Genomic DNA, 14,210 nt, shown 5'->3' with positions numbered 1-14,210 from the left:
AGAGTTATTAACTCATAACTCATAATTTTATAACTCATAAATTGAAATGAAAGTAACCCAACATATAGCAAACGCTAACGGAAAACCCTTGTTTTCGTTCGAAATTTTACCGCCTTTGAAAGGGCAGAATATCCAATCGATTTTTGACAGCATTGATCCGTTGATGGAATTCAACCCGCCGTTTATTGATGTAACGTACCACCGCGAGGAGTACGAGTACAAGGAGTTGCCCAACGGTTTGCTGCAAAAGAAAATCGTGAAAAAACGACCCGGGACAGTGGGGATTTGTGCCGGTATTCAGAACAAATACAATGTCGATGCTATTCCGCATATTTTGTGTGGCGGGTTTACCAAAGAAGATACCGAAAATCTGTTGATTGATTTGGATTTCCTTGGGATTGATAATGTAGTGGCCTTGCGTGGCGATGCGCTGAAAACCGAAACTTATTTTCGTCCGGAGAAGGAAGGAAACGAATACGCCACCGAATTGGTTACGCAAATCAGTAATTTGAATAACGGAATTTATTTGGATGAGGATTTAAAAAACTCTGCCAGCACCAATTTCTGTATTGGGGTGGCCGGTTATCCGGAGAAGCATATGGAGGCGCCGAGTTTGGACAGTGATATTTACTTTTTGAAACAAAAAATAAAAAATGGTGCCGATTACATCATTACCCAAATGTTTTTTGACAACCGGAAATTCTTTGATTTTGTAGACAAATGCCGCGCTGCCGGAATCACCGTTCCCATTATTCCAGGGTTAAAACCCATTGCGACCAAGAAACAATTGAATTTGATTCCGCACCGTTTTAGCGTGGAACTGCCCGATGATTTAATCATGGCGGTAGTCAAAGCCAAAGACAACGACCATGTGAAACAGATTGGCATAGAATGGTGTATTCAACAAAGTAAAGAATTGGTAGCCGCCGGAATTCCGGTATTGCATTACTATTCTATGGGTAAGGCCGGCAATATTAAATCAATTGCTTCTTCGATATTTTAACCGTGAATTTGGTTTACGAGATAGAGAGCCAATAGTACAGGGAGTAAAGAAAAGAGAAATAATCCCACTATGGCAAATCGGTAGTATTTGGGCTTGTGTTTCAGCAGGAGGATGATAGCTATGCTATTGGTTAAGGATACGGCTAAAATGCACAAAAGAAAATATGAGCTGTTTAAAATCAGAGAGGAAACCAATACCGTTAGTTCGATGATGACTGCTATGATTAGTTTTTTGTTCAGATTTTTCATGTTCTCTTTTTTTTCAAAGATACTTATATTGTACAAAAGACCATTCCCCACTAGCCCCGATGGGAGCAACTACCGTGTAGTGCGTACAGCGGGAACAAGGATGTTAAAAATGCCCGAACCCTTCGCTCCTTGAGATATTACCTTATATTTGTGCGCTTTAAATTTTTGAATGAGACGTTTTTGCTTTTTTCTTTTATGGGTTTCGGGAATCGTTACGGCGCAGCAAAATGACACGTACAGTCTTGAGGTGTCGGCTTTGCGCGGGAATGTTTTGCCGCATAAAGAAGATATGTATCATTTGATTAACGGGCATCCGGAAGGGTTGATGCTGAGTTTTTTGGTGAAAACCCACGGGCAGAAAGAATGGCACAAGGCATTTAATTATCCGGATTATGGGGGCTATTTTTTGTATCAGGATTTTAAGAGTCAGCCTTTGGGGGTTTCTTATGCTGCGGGAGGCTTTTACAATTTTTATTTTTGGAAAAGAAGGTTGCAACTCCGACTGGCACAGGGGTTTGCCGTGGTGACCAATCCGTATGATAAAGAAACTAACAGCAAGAATAAGGCTTTCGGGACTGAGATTTTAGACAATACCAATTTTGGATTGACGTATACTAATCAAACGCTGTTCAAACACCTAGGTTTTCATGCCGGACTTTTTTTTGCGCATTATTCGAACGGTAGGGTAAAATCGCCTAACAGCGGAATCAATACTTATTCGCTGAACTTGGGTGTAAATTACAATTTCAGTGAAGAGAAAGCTATTGTTAATGACACGGTAGTGGTCCAGCAATCGTATCGGGAGCCGATTCGTTACAATTTTGTTTTGCGTAGTGGCATTAATGAAAGTCCTATTATTCACAGTGGGCAACGACCGTTTTACCACATTGGGTTTTATGTCGATAAACGCCTCAATAGGAAATCGGCGTTGCAGTTGGGGACCGAATTGTTTCTGACCAATTCCTTCAAAGATTACATCAAATACTACTCGGTAGCCTATCCCGAAAAGAATATAGCCGCCGATACCGATTATAAACGGGTGGGCGTTTTTGTGGGACATGAATTGTTTATCAACAGGGTTTCGCTCGAAGCCCAAGTGGGGTATTATGTGTACCAGCCTTTTAAAAAAGATATCGCCATTTACGACCGTGTGGGCATGAAATATTATGCGACCGACAAGATTTTTGCCAGTTTTGCCGTGAAGACGCACATGTTTTTGGCAGAGGCGTTAGAGTTTGGTGTTGGGGTCAGATTATAAAAGAAAAAGATGAAAAAGTTGTTGCTTTTCCTGGTGCTTATTTCGGTGTTCAACGCGTGTGAAAAACCTAGCGATTGTATTGAAAGCAGTGGTGTCACAGTGATTAAAGAGGTTGAGGTACAGCCATTCAAACGAATCAAAGTATACAGAGGTATTGAAGTGGTTGTAACCCAAGGAGCCGAAACCAAAGTACAGATTGAAGCCGGCGCCAATTTTATAGACAATGTAGAAGTTAAACAATACGGTGACCAACTTGTCTTTAAAGACGAAACCAGTTGTAATTGGGTAAGAGCTTACGGCAAAACCAAAATTTTGATTACCACTCCAACATTGGAAGAAGTTTATTCAAAAACAGATCGGAATATCAGTTCTAATGGTATAGTGACGTATCCTAATTTGACGCTCACTGCTTTAGACAAAGATGCCGACGGAGAATCGGGGGCGGGAACAGGTGATTTTATTTTTGCGGTTGACAACAACGATGGTAATGCAACACTTACCGTGAACAATAATAATGTTTCCCGTTTTTATCTTTCGGGTCAAATTACGACAGCAAATTTCAATTTTTATTTCGGAGATGGCAGGATAGAAGCGCAAAATCTGACGGCACAGCACATTGCGGTTTATCATAGAGGCTCTAATGATATGATTGTTCATCCGATACAAAGCATTCACGGAATCCTCAACAGTACCGGCAATCTTATATTGAAAAACCTTCCGCCCGTAGTAGATGTACAGACTCTTTTTTACGGAAGTGTAGTCTATCCTTAATTAGAAAATAAAAGACTTTCTGCAGTTTTACTTTTTGGTTTTTTCTCGGAAGATTTGTTCCAGATTCTTATTTTTCAAACTGATTTGCAGTGTTTTTAAACCGTTATCGTGTGCAAAGTCGAATACCGTCGGACGCATATCAGTATCGGTAGAGAAGGTTAGTAGCCAAAGATTATCAGCCGTGTTTTGGTATGTTTTGATGTTAGGTAAATGAGCCAATAAATCGACTGAAATTGCTTTGTCAAATTCTACCTCAATGATTTGTTCTTTTTCCTCGGCAACCAATTTGTCCAGTTGTTTATCGGTTACTATTTTTCCGTTATCAATGATGATGACGCGGTCGCAAATGGCTTCTACTTCCTGCATGATGTGGGTTGAGAGAAAAACGGTTTTGTCTTTTCCGACATTCTTAATCACGTTGCGGATTTCTACCAATTGATTCGGATCCAATCCGGTAGTAGGTTCGTCCAAAATCAGCACGTCGGGATTGTGTAAAAGTGCAGTGGCTAAGCCGACACGTTGGCGGTATCCTTTGGATAATTGTCCTATTTTTTTGTGGCTTTCCGGTGTTAATCCGGTCAGTTGGATGACTTCTTCTATGCGTGACGCAGCTACTTTGTATACATCAGCATTAAAAGCTAAGTATTCACGCACATACAAATCCAAATACAACGGATTGTGTTCCGGTAAATACCCTACCGATTTTTGCACGTTGATGGGAGATTCGTTTACATCGTTTCCGTTGACCACAGCTGTGCCTTCATCAGCATGGATAAAAGTGGTTAATATTTTCATCAAGGTTGATTTTCCGGCACCGTTGGGACCAAGGAATCCAACTATTTCTCCCTTTCTGATGGAAAATGAAACTTGGTCTAATGCCTTTTGAGCACCGTAGCTTTTGGAAATATTTTGAACTTCTATCGACATAAACTAAACTATTTGTCGCAAATGTAAATAGAAATTGAATTAATTGATGGTTTTTCTGCCCAGATTAACTTTCTTTTTAGTTAGGAATTTGATTCCTATATTTACGATAAAATAAGCAAAAATGAAAAAGTATCTTTTACTACTCCTCTCCTTTGGTTTTTGGGCTCAAGCACAGGTAAAGCCAATTATTTCAAAAGAAGCAGTAATCCGAATTGAAACCGAATTGGCTTCTGACCAAATGGAAGGCAGAAAAATTTTCTCCGAAGGTATAGAGCGGGCATCTGCTTTTATTGAAAAGGAATTTAAGACCATTGGACTGTCTTACTATGGCGATTTGAAGAATTACCGTCAGGAATTTTTAGAAACCGGAAGGCCCGCCAACAATGTAATAGGAGTGTTGAAAGGAAAATCAAAACCCGAGGAATACGTGGTGTTTTCAGCTCATTTTGATCATTTGGGGATGACAAAAAGCGGTGAAGACAAAGTGTACAACGGAGCTAATGATGACGCATCAGGAGTTACTGCAGTGATAGCATTGGCCAAATATTTTAAAGAACTCGACAAAAACGAACGCACCATTATTTTTGTGGCCTTTACCGGAGAGGAAGAAGGAGGTTACGGCTCTTCCTTTTTTTCTGAAAACATCAACCCTAATCAGGTGATGGCACTGTTCAACATTGAAATGATAGGAACCGAAAGCAAATGGAAAAAGAATTCGGCTTACATAACGGGTTTTGAAAAATCTGATTTTGGCACCATACTGCAAAAGAATTTAAAAGATACCAATTTCAAATTCTATCCCGATCCGTATCCGCAGGAACATTTGTTTTACCGTTCTGATAATGCCCGTTTGGCGGCACTTGGGGTGCCGGCTCATACCATCTCGACATCTAAAATGGATTCGGAACCTAATTACCACAAACCGAGTGATGAGGTGAGTACTCTTGATTTGGATAACATGACTGAAATAATCAAAGCCATAGCCCTCAGTTCGCAAAGTATCATCAACGGAACAGATACACCAAGCCGGGTGACTAAGATGTAAGCAAAACGACGCTGTTTTTTGTGTTTTCTAAAACTTATGGTTGTATTTTTGCCAAGAGAATTCAATAAACAGTTATCAGCGACAAAGTATCATGAACATCACTACAGAAAACAGAAAATGGTTGGATGATTTTAAGTTGACGCATCCTTTGGTTATTGCAGGGCCTTGCAGTGCTGAAACCGAAGCGCAGGTGCTGAAAATAGCCCACGAATTAAAGAATTCCGATGTCAGTATTTTTCGTGCCGGTATTTGGAAACCCAGAACCCGTCCGGGCGGATTTGAAGGTGTGGGTGCCATTGGGCTGAAGTGGCTGCAAAAGGCCAAAGCCGAAACCGGTTTGTTAATGGCGGTTGAAGTCGCCAATGCGGCACACGTAAAATTAGCCTTGGAACATGACATTGATGTATTGTGGATAGGAGCCCGAACCACGGTAAACCCTTTTGCTGTTCAGGAAATTGCCGATGTTTTGCGCGGAACCAATAAAATTGTTTTGGTTAAAAACCCCGTAAATCCCGATTTGTCGTTGTGGATTGGAGGTGTCGAACGATTGTATAACGCCGGAATTAAAAAGCTGGGCGTCATTCACAGAGGGTTTTCAACTTACGAAAAAACTAAATACCGCAACATACCCGAATGGCAATTGGCCATCGAATTGCAGAGTCGTTTTCCTGATTTGCCGTTGATTTGCGATCCTTCACACATTACAGGCAGGAGAGACATGATTTTGGAAGTGTCGCAGCAAGCTTTAGATTTGAACTATGACGGATTGATGATTGAAACACACATCGATCCCGAACATGCCTGGAGCGATGCCGCACAACAAGTAACGCCCACCGCATTAAAGAAAATTTGTAAGGATCTCAGAGTAAAAAAAACAACTGTTGAAGCTGATGACTATACTCTGGAAATGGGAAAACTGCGCTCGCAAATTGATATCGCCGATAGTAAACTTTTACAAATTTTGGGTTCACGAATGAAGGCCGCGGAGCAAATAGGTGCTTTGAAGAAAAAGCATAACGTTGCCGTGTTGCAAAACAAACGCTGGAATGAAGTGTTGGAGAAAATGATACTCGAAGGACAAGAGAAAGGACTGAGCGAAGAATTCATCCTGAAACTCTTCAAAGCCATACACCAAGAAAGTATCAGCCATCAGGAAAAAATCATAAACGGATAAAAAACTTTCTTTAAAATTTTTAAGCCTACTATATTTAGTAGGTTTTTTTTGTATCATTGTGCAACAATAAAAAAGAAACCTATTTGTTAATTTAAATTTTTATTACAAAATGAAGAAAATCATTTTATTAGTGATGTTTGCGCTAGGCTTGAATGTAGCAAATGCACAATTAGACAAAATCTACAAGCACAGTGGCGAAGTAGTAGAAGGTAAAGTTATTCGCCTTGACGAGTACACGATTGTTTTTAAGTACGATGGTGAAGATGCCGAAAACACTATTGGTAAGTATGCCGTGGAAAAAGTAATTTACGGAAAAACCAAAAGACAAGAAGACATTACCGAAAAAATCGTAATCAACGGAGAAGACGATTGGGAAAAAGTAGTAATCCTTGAGGACAAAGGCTACATCGCCGGATTGAAAAAAGTGGGTGAAGTACGCGGAAAAACAGGTTTGATTAATTTCCAAACCGGTAACACAGGAGATAAAAAAGCCTCGAAAAAAATCAAAATGGATGCCGCAAAACAAGGGTGTCCCTTTGTGTTGTTGATGGCTGATAAAGCTACTGTAGGAGCCACTTCAAACGGCTTAGGGGGGTCTCAAAACATCAAAACCGGAGTGGGATACAAATACTAAGTCCTGCCAAAATGATAAAAAAAGTTGCCCGAAAAGGCAACTTTTTTTATTACACAACTTTAGCTGTAATAACAAGTTCAATTTTTTACCTTTGTCATTCATAATTTACAATTCATAATTCACAATTTATTTTGACAGGACTCGTTTATAAATCTACCGGAAGTTCTTATACCGTAAGAACCGATGATCACCAAGTTTTTGAATGCCGCATCAAGGGTAAATTTCGTATGAAAGGCATCAAAAGCACCAATCCGATTGCGGTGGGCGATGTGGTAGATTTTGAATTAGATCACACGACAGATGAGGTTATAGGACAGATTTACAACATTCACGATCGTAAGAACTACATTGTCCGCAAATCGGTTAACTTATCCAAACAAACTCACATTATTGCCTCTAATATAGATGTGGTTTTTTTGCTGATTACCATCAACAACCCGCCTACAACCACCAGTTTTATCGATCGTTTTCTGGTTACTGCTGAAGCTTATGGCATCGAAGCGGTATTGATTTTTAACAAAATCGATACTTTTGATGAAACCATGCTCGATGAGCAATTGTATTTGCAGTACATCTATTCTGAAATTGGGTATAAATGTTTGCGAATTTCATCAACAGAAAAAAAAGGGATTGAGGAATTAAAAGCCATGATGACAGGAAAGGTCTCCATGTTTTCGGGGCATTCGGGAGTGGGGAAATCTACTTTGGTCAATGCCTTAGAGCCGCAGCTCAATTTAAAAACCAAACACATCTCCGAGCAAAGCAAACAAGGACAGCATACCACCACGTTTGCCGAAATGTACGACTTGTCGTTTGGGGCCAAAATCATAGATACGCCCGGAATCAAAGGATTTGGAATTGTAGATATGGAGCCCGGTGAAGTAAGTGACTATTTTCCGGAGTTTTTTAGGTTGAAGGACCAATGCAAATTCAATAATTGCCTGCACAAAGAGGAACCGCATTGTGCTGTCAAAAAAGCACTCGAAGAAGATAAAATAGCCTGGTCACGTTACAACAGTTATCTCAAAATACTCGAAGGCGATGATGAACATTACCGTCAGGATGTATATAATGATGACCGCATTGCGAGTGACCAAACCAGAAAATCAGAGTAAGCATGAGAGCCGTCATACAACGTGTTTCCGAAGCTTCTGTCACCATTGAAGGGGTTAAAGTGGCTGAAATTCAAAGCGGATTATTGGTGCTGCTAGGCATAGAAGAAGCCGATACTAAGGAGGATATTGATTGGCTGACGGCCAAGATTGCTAATCTTCGAATTTTTGGCGATGCTGAAGGAGTCATGAATTTATCTTTGAAAGACACCCACGGCAACATAATAATTGTTAGCCAATTTACCCTGCATGCCGCTACCAAAAAAGGAAACCGCCCCTCTTACATCAAAGCGGCCAAGCCCGATGTGGCCATCCCAATGTATGAAGCTTTCATTAAACAAATGGAAAACGAATTGGGCAAAAAAGTACAAACCGGTCAGTTTGGCGCCGACATGAAAGTAGCGTTACTCAACGATGGACCGGTGACGATAGTGATTGATACTAAAAATAAAGAATAAGTGAAACAGCAAATATTTACTTTTATTTCAGCATTTCTAATTTTTGGATTACTCTTTGGTCTCTTGAGTTATTTCACAGAAAGCAATACAAATTTCACCAAAGCAATAGGAATGGGGGGTTATTTTGGAATTGTAATGGCTTTTTCTGAAGTATTTATACAACCAAAAATTAAAAGGTATTTTTCTAAAAAAAACAAGAAATGATAGCCTGTTTGTTTTTATGTTAAAAAAACTACAAAAACTTATTTTTATAAGATTATTTTTCTACTTTTAAAGTATTAACGGAGTAATAATCTTAAAAAAGAAAGTATGTTTTTAAACAATTTAAACAGCAATCACTTTGGTGAAGGCGAAAAAGCTGAAGCTTTAGAAAAATTGAATGCGCTCGAAACTATTTTAGCACATTATGTAGTAAGTCTGTCTAAAGAAGACCGACAACGTTATGGCAGTGTAAACGAGCAAAACAAGCTGGTGGTAAACAAAATCAGAGATTACAAAACCAACCAGCCTGATTTAAGTAGCCCCGATGTGGATTGGTCAGAATTTGAAAACGATTATCAATCGCGTCAATTTTGCGAATCCCTCATCAACAAGCTAAAAAGTATAGTAGAAGGATTGGAGAACAAAAAAATTCTTCATGATTTTGATAACTATACTGATGCCCTCAAAGATTATGGCTACAGCCAATATCAAGCAGGAGGCAACAAACCGGGGTATCAGGTAAAAATTGACGAAGTAGCTCAGTTCTTTAATCGAACAGGCGCACGACGAAACCCTGACACACCCACCCCTTAGAACATCTTTTGTTTACTCCAAATACCACATTCTTTCCGCCCCAGTGGGGCGGAACGTTTTTTTATACCTCATAGTTGAGGTTCAAGACCTCATATTTGGGGTTCTAGACCCCAAGTTTGACGTTCATAACCCCAACTATGGATGCCATAACCCCATTTTTGAGGCTAAGGACCCCAAGTTTGGGGTTCCTAACCTAAAACATGGGGTTTTTAGGAAAAACCAACCACAATTCACCATTCACCACGCTACAATTATTTATATTTGTTGAGTTCACCATTTACCTTAAAACCATGAACCTAAAAAACGCCCAACAAGAAGTAGATAACTGGATTAAAAACCACGGAGTACGCTATTTTAACGAACTCACCAATATGGCTCAACTGACTGAAGAAGTGGGCGAAGTGGCCCGTATCATTGCCCGCCGTTATGGCGAACAATCAGAAAAAGAAAGCGATAAAAACAAAGACCTGGGCGAAGAATTGGCCGATGTGGTTTTTGTGGTGTTATGCCTGGCCAATCAAACCGGGGTTGACCTCCAAGCTGCTTTTGATAAAAAAATGAATCTCAAAACCAAGCGCGATCACGACCGTCATCACAATAACGAAAAACTTAAATAACGTATTTCAACCGAAACCCTATCAGGGTTTTAAACCCTGATAGGGTTAATCATCACTAAAATGGATTTACTTTTAGCAGCCTCTAAAATCAATCAGCAATCCAAAGTCTCAATTTCCGGCTCTAAATCTGAGACCAACCGACTGTTGCTGTTGCAGGCGTTATATCCCAATTTGGTTTTGGAAAACACCTCCAATTCTGATGATTCCGAAGTGATGGCAATGGCTCTATCCAACAACCAACAACCAACAACCAACAACCAAATTATAGATATTAGCCACGCCGGCACCGCCATGCGTTTTCTGACCGCCTATTTTGCCATTCAGGAAGGAAAAGAAGTCGTACTGACCGGTTCTGCCCGCATGCAGGAGCGCCCGATACAAATTTTGGTAGATGCCCTGCGCCAATTGGGAGCTGAAATAGTATATGAAAAAAAAGAAGGTTTTCCGCCGCTTCGCATTCGGGGGAAAAAGCTAACAGAAAACAAAGTATCCCTTTCGGCCAATGTCAGTAGCCAGTACATTTCAGCATTATTACTTATCGCACCCAAACTTGAGAATGGTTTAGCACTCACTTTGCAAGGCCCAATCACCTCATTGCCCTACATCAAAATGACCTTGGCTTTGCTCAATGAAATGGGTGTCCAAACGTCTTTTGTCGAAAACAAAATACTAATCAAACCAACAACCAACAACCAACAACCAACAACTATAAGAGTTGAATCCGACTGGTCCTCCGCCTCTTATTTCTATTCGATAGTAGCCCTGTCCGAAATTGGTGCCGAAATCACCTTGTCGAGTTACAAAAAAAACAGTTTACAGGGTGATAGTGTTTTGGCTGAGATTTATAAAACTTTCGGAGTAGAAACCCACTTCCAAAACAACAGTATTGTTTTGCAAAAAGTAGCGAACCATCCACCATCCACCATCCACCATCAACTCAATCATTCCCCTGATATAGCACAAACCCTAGCTGTTACCTGTTTTGGTTTGGGAATAGGTTGCCAACTGACCGGCTTGCACACGCTCAAAATCAAAGAAACCGACAGGTTGGAAGCACTCAAAAACGAACTGATGAAGTTAGGTGCCTCAGTATCGGTAACTCATGACAGTATCAGCATAGCACCGTCCGCCAAAATCAATGATGGAATAGCGATCGATACCTATCAGGACCACCGTATGGCTATGGCCTTTGCGCCATTAGCCCTGAAAACCAATATCATCATTAAAGAAGCTGAAGTGGTTTCAAAATCCTATCCTTCTTTTTGGGAAGACTTGAAAAGTATTGGATTTCAAATCACTGAACAGCCCTGATCACAAGACTTTGTAAAAATAAAAGCTCTTTTGCTTGACAACGCCTATCTCAGAATAGTATATTTGCAGCCGTTTTAGCTTTGGGTTCAAAATCCCAATGCCTAAATTCTAAATCCTAAATTACATTTATGAAATTATCGCATTTCAACTTCAATCTGCCGGCCGAATTATTGGCAGAGTTTCCGGCAGAAAACAGAGACGAATCAAGGCTAATGGTCGTTGACAGAAAAACTAAAACCATCGAACACAAATTATTCAAAGACATTATCGATTATTTTGATGATGGCGATGTGATGATTCTCAACAATACCAAAGTATTCCCGGCACGTATGTACGGTAACAAGGAAAAAACCGGTGCACGCATCGAGGTTTTCTTATTGAGAGAATTAAATGCCGAACAACGTCTTTGGGATGTATTGGTCGATCCGGCACGTAAAATCCGTATCGGTAACAAATTGTATTTTGGCGATGACGATTCGTTAGTGGCAGAGGTAATCGATAACACCACTTCCCGCGGAAGAACCTTACGTTTCTTATACGACGGTTCTTATACCGAATTCAGAAGAAAATTAACCGAATTGGGCGAAACCCCCATCCCGAAATACATCAACCGCGAAGTAACCGAAGAAGATGCCGAGCGTTATCAAACCATTTATGCCAAAGAAGAAGGAGCGGTAGCCGCACCAACAGCCGGTTTACACTTTTCGAAGCACCTTTTGAAACGCTTGGAAATCAAAGGAATCAATTTTGCCGAAGTTACTCTTCACGTAGGACTGGGAACTTTCAACCCGGTAGAAGTTGAGGATTTGTCTAAACACAAAATGGATTCGGAAGAGTTAATCATCACTCAGGAAGCCTGTGATGTTGTCAATGCTGCCAAAGAAAAAAAGAAAAGAATCTGTTGCATCGGAACCACTTCAATGCGCGCCATCGAAAGTTCGGTTTCCTCAGCAAAAACCTTGAATCCTTACGAAGGCTGGACCAATAAATTCATCTTTCCACCCTACGACTTCAGCATCGCCGATTGTATGGTGACCAACTTCCACACGCCAAAATCTACTTTACTGATGATGATTTCGGCATTCTGCGGACACGATTTAATGAAAAAAGCCTACGAAGAAGCCATCAAAGAAAAATACCGTTTCTACTCGTATGGCGATGCCATGTTAATCCTGTAAGGATTATATAACTCACACCGAAAATCCCGTCTTGTTCTCATAAGGCGGGATTTTTTTTTAGGAGCACTGCATTTTCTTTTCCAGGAAGCATGCTCCCGCTATCCGCGCTACACGGTAGCCAGCTCCTATCGGGACTATTTTCAGGTTCCTTGTTCTCAGGAAAATTAAAAATACCTGACTGCCACCGGCAGTCCTCCTCTTAACATCAAATCATCAGGGCTAAAAACAATCTAATGTTAAATTCTTTCTTCTTTCTTCTTTCTTCTTTTCTCTTTTTTCTACTTTTACGCCTCAAAATACACAACACATGACTTTTCAAAATACACGTGAATTTGCTCAGCAACTCGACGCACAAGACGAATTAAAACAGTACAGAAGCGAATTTATATTCCCGCAGCACAACGGTAAAAATGTAATTTATTTTACAGGAAACTCCCTTGGACTGCAACCCAAAAGAACCAAACAATACGTAGATGAGGTGATGAACGATTGGGCCAATCTTGCCGTCGAAGGTCATTTCTACGCCCAAAAACCTTGGTGGGATTACCACGAGCGATTTGCCGAACCGTTGAGTAAATTGGTAGGAGCAAAACCATCCGAAGTAACGGTGATGAACACACTGACGGTAAATCTACATTTGCTCATGGTATCCTTTTATCGCCCAACAAAAACACGATACAAAATCATTTGCGAAGAAAAAGCGTTTCCCTCGGACCAATACATGTTTCAGGGACAAGTACATTTTCACGGATATAAGCCCGAAGAAGCCATCGTTGAAATCAAAAGAAGAGAAGGCGAACACAACATCCGTTTAGAAGATATCCTAGCCAAAATAGAAGAAGTAGGCGATGAGTTGGCCTTGGTTTTGTTAGGAGGTGTGAATTACTATACAGGACAAGTTTTCGACATGAAAACCATCACCAAAGCCGGACATAAAGCCGGTGCCATAGTTGGTTTCGATCTGGCACATGCTGCCGGTAATATCGAATTGCAACTCCATGACTGGGACGTTGATTTTGCGGCCTGGTGCAGTTACAAATACATGAATTCAGGACCGGGTAATGCCTCAGGTTGTTTCATACATGAAAAACATCATGCAAATAAAGAACTGGCGCGTTTTGGTGGCTGGTGGGGACACAACAAAGAACGTCGTTTCAAAATGGAACCCCAATATGAACCAATCGTAGGAGCCAATGGATGGCAGGTAAGTAATTTGCCGATATTATCTTTGGCACCTTATTTAGCTTCAGTAGAAATGTTTGCCGAAGTAGGCATGTCCAAATTGATTCAAAAAAGAAATCAATTAACGGCCTATTTAGAGTTTATTTTACACGAAATCGACAATGAAATTCAGGGAACTGAATTTGAAATCATAACCCCAGCCAATCAGGAAGAACGTGCCTGCCAACTCTCTGTTTTTTTACACGGACAAGGCCGAGCTTTATTCGAGTATTTAATGAAAAACGGTGTGATTACCGACTGGCGTGAACCGAACGTCATCCGATTAGCACCGGCACCATTCTATTGTTCGTATGAAGACATGTATGAATTTGGGCAAATATTGAAAAAAGGAATTATCTCTAAATAGATTTTCGGATTTTCAGATTGTTTATAATTGAAATATAGCTGCCGAAATCTTAGTGATCGTTAAAAGAATAAACAGCTTTATGAATTTACTA

The 14,210-nt window shown here is 40.4% G+C and carries 15 protein-coding genes; 13 read left to right on the top strand and 2 right to left on the bottom strand.

Annotated features, from left to right (window positions below; translation table 11 throughout):
• The first annotated feature begins 46 nt into the window (after positions 1–46).
• On the top strand, positions 47–1,003 hold the full coding sequence (metF, locus tag EZL74_RS02485) for a methylenetetrahydrofolate reductase [NAD(P)H] (protein ID WP_131475013.1): 957 nt from the start codon (positions 47–49) through the stop codon (positions 1,001–1,003).
• Here the strand turns inward: metF and EZL74_RS02480 are convergent.
• Positions 1,000–1,251 carry a hypothetical protein gene (locus EZL74_RS02480; protein WP_131475012.1) on the bottom strand — a complete coding sequence of 84 codons (252 nt, stop codon included), beginning with the start codon at positions 1,249–1,251 and terminating at the stop codon, positions 1,000–1,002. The genes metF and EZL74_RS02480 overlap by 4 nt on opposite strands.
• A 169-nt stretch (positions 1,252–1,420) precedes the next feature.
• On the opposite strand from EZL74_RS02480, the gene EZL74_RS02475 reads away from it, so the two are divergent.
• Complete coding sequence (locus tag EZL74_RS02475) at positions 1,421–2,509, top strand: acyloxyacyl hydrolase (RefSeq protein WP_131475011.1); 1,089 nt, start codon at positions 1,421–1,423, stop codon at positions 2,507–2,509.
• A 9-nt stretch (positions 2,510–2,518) separates the two neighbouring features.
• Positions 2,519–3,280 carry a head GIN domain-containing protein gene (locus EZL74_RS02470; protein WP_131475010.1) on the top strand — a complete coding sequence of 254 codons (762 nt, stop codon included), beginning with the start codon at positions 2,519–2,521 and terminating at the stop codon, positions 3,278–3,280.
• 27 nt (positions 3,281–3,307) lie between these two features.
• Here EZL74_RS02470 and gldA read toward each other — a convergent pair whose 3' ends face one another.
• Entirely contained in the window at positions 3,308–4,207 is a 900-nt protein-coding gene (gene gldA / locus EZL74_RS02465; protein WP_131475009.1) for a gliding motility-associated ABC transporter ATP-binding subunit GldA, read from the bottom strand.
• A gap of 121 nt (positions 4,208–4,328) precedes the next feature.
• Here gldA and EZL74_RS02460 point away from each other — a divergent pair, with 121 nt between their 5' ends.
• From EZL74_RS02460 to kynU, 10 genes are all read left to right on the top strand, one after another.
• Positions 4,329–5,252 (top strand): M20/M25/M40 family metallo-hydrolase, encoded by a 924-nt coding sequence (locus EZL74_RS02460; protein ID WP_131475008.1) that lies wholly within the window; start codon positions 4,329–4,331, stop codon positions 5,250–5,252.
• Between the two features lie 91 nt (positions 5,253–5,343).
• Positions 5,344–6,426: a bifunctional 3-deoxy-7-phosphoheptulonate synthase/chorismate mutase type II gene (locus EZL74_RS02455; RefSeq protein WP_131475007.1), complete on the top strand. Its 1,083-nt coding sequence runs from the start codon at positions 5,344–5,346 to the stop codon at positions 6,424–6,426.
• A 109-nt stretch (positions 6,427–6,535) separates the two neighbouring features.
• A complete protein-coding gene (locus EZL74_RS02450; protein ID WP_131475006.1) occupies positions 6,536–7,060 on the top strand; it encodes a hypothetical protein in 525 nt (174 codons plus the stop codon).
• Between the two features lie 131 nt (positions 7,061–7,191).
• Positions 7,192–8,175 carry a ribosome small subunit-dependent GTPase A gene (rsgA, locus tag EZL74_RS02445; protein ID WP_131475005.1) on the top strand — a complete coding sequence of 328 codons (984 nt, stop codon included), beginning with the start codon at positions 7,192–7,194 and terminating at the stop codon, positions 8,173–8,175.
• Between the two features lie 2 nt (positions 8,176–8,177).
• Complete coding sequence (gene dtd / locus EZL74_RS02440; protein ID WP_131475004.1) at positions 8,178–8,630, top strand: D-aminoacyl-tRNA deacylase; 453 nt, start codon at positions 8,178–8,180, stop codon at positions 8,628–8,630.
• A 309-nt stretch (positions 8,631–8,939) separates the two neighbouring features.
• The gene (locus tag EZL74_RS02435; protein ID WP_131475003.1) at positions 8,940–9,425 is read left to right on the top strand and encodes a hypothetical protein; all 486 of its coding nucleotides are present in this window, start codon (positions 8,940–8,942) and stop codon (positions 9,423–9,425) included.
• Between the two features lie 290 nt (positions 9,426–9,715).
• On the top strand, positions 9,716–10,042 hold the full coding sequence (locus EZL74_RS02430) for a nucleotide pyrophosphohydrolase (protein WP_131475229.1): 327 nt from the start codon (positions 9,716–9,718) through the stop codon (positions 10,040–10,042).
• Between the two features lie 60 nt (positions 10,043–10,102).
• Complete coding sequence (gene aroA, locus EZL74_RS02425; protein ID WP_131475002.1) at positions 10,103–11,353, top strand: 3-phosphoshikimate 1-carboxyvinyltransferase; 1,251 nt, start codon at positions 10,103–10,105, stop codon at positions 11,351–11,353.
• Between the two features lie 128 nt (positions 11,354–11,481).
• Positions 11,482–12,531: a tRNA preQ1(34) S-adenosylmethionine ribosyltransferase-isomerase QueA gene (gene queA, locus EZL74_RS02420; protein ID WP_131475001.1), complete on the top strand. Its 1,050-nt coding sequence runs from the start codon at positions 11,482–11,484 to the stop codon at positions 12,529–12,531.
• Positions 12,532–12,838: 307 nt separating this feature from the next.
• A complete protein-coding gene (gene kynU, locus EZL74_RS02415) occupies positions 12,839–14,119 on the top strand; it encodes a kynureninase (RefSeq protein ID WP_131475000.1) in 1,281 nt (426 codons plus the stop codon).
• The last annotated feature ends 91 nt before the right edge of the window (positions 14,120–14,210 follow it).

It is taken from the genome of Flavobacterium silvisoli, assembly GCF_004329815.1.
Lineage (GTDB): Bacteria > Bacteroidota > Bacteroidia > Flavobacteriales > Flavobacteriaceae > Flavobacterium > Flavobacterium silvisoli.
Note: the sequence above shows the minus strand (reverse complement) of the source record. Positions and strands in the feature narration are given on the sequence as shown.

Coding starts and splice junctions, on each gene's coding strand:
- metF (WP_131475013.1), top strand. CDS start 47: ATGAAAGTAACCCAACATATAGCAAACGCTAACGGAAAACCCTTGTTT.
- EZL74_RS02480 (WP_131475012.1), bottom strand. CDS start 1,251: ATGAAAAATCTGAACAAAAAACTAATCATAGCAGTCATCATCGAACTA.
- EZL74_RS02475 (WP_131475011.1), top strand. CDS start 1,421: ATGAGACGTTTTTGCTTTTTTCTTTTATGGGTTTCGGGAATCGTTACG.
- EZL74_RS02470 (WP_131475010.1), top strand. CDS start 2,519: ATGAAAAAGTTGTTGCTTTTCCTGGTGCTTATTTCGGTGTTCAACGCG.
- gldA (WP_131475009.1), bottom strand. CDS start 4,207: ATGTCGATAGAAGTTCAAAATATTTCCAAAAGCTACGGTGCTCAAAAG.
- EZL74_RS02460 (WP_131475008.1), top strand. CDS start 4,329: ATGAAAAAGTATCTTTTACTACTCCTCTCCTTTGGTTTTTGGGCTCAA.
- EZL74_RS02455 (WP_131475007.1), top strand. CDS start 5,344: ATGAACATCACTACAGAAAACAGAAAATGGTTGGATGATTTTAAGTTG.
- EZL74_RS02450 (WP_131475006.1), top strand. CDS start 6,536: ATGAAGAAAATCATTTTATTAGTGATGTTTGCGCTAGGCTTGAATGTA.
- dtd (WP_131475004.1), top strand. CDS start 8,178: ATGAGAGCCGTCATACAACGTGTTTCCGAAGCTTCTGTCACCATTGAA.
- EZL74_RS02435 (WP_131475003.1), top strand. CDS start 8,940: ATGTTTTTAAACAATTTAAACAGCAATCACTTTGGTGAAGGCGAAAAA.
- EZL74_RS02430 (WP_131475229.1), top strand. CDS start 9,716: ATGAACCTAAAAAACGCCCAACAAGAAGTAGATAACTGGATTAAAAAC.
- aroA (WP_131475002.1), top strand. CDS start 10,103: ATGGATTTACTTTTAGCAGCCTCTAAAATCAATCAGCAATCCAAAGTC.
- queA (WP_131475001.1), top strand. CDS start 11,482: ATGAAATTATCGCATTTCAACTTCAATCTGCCGGCCGAATTATTGGCA.
- kynU (WP_131475000.1), top strand. CDS start 12,839: ATGACTTTTCAAAATACACGTGAATTTGCTCAGCAACTCGACGCACAA.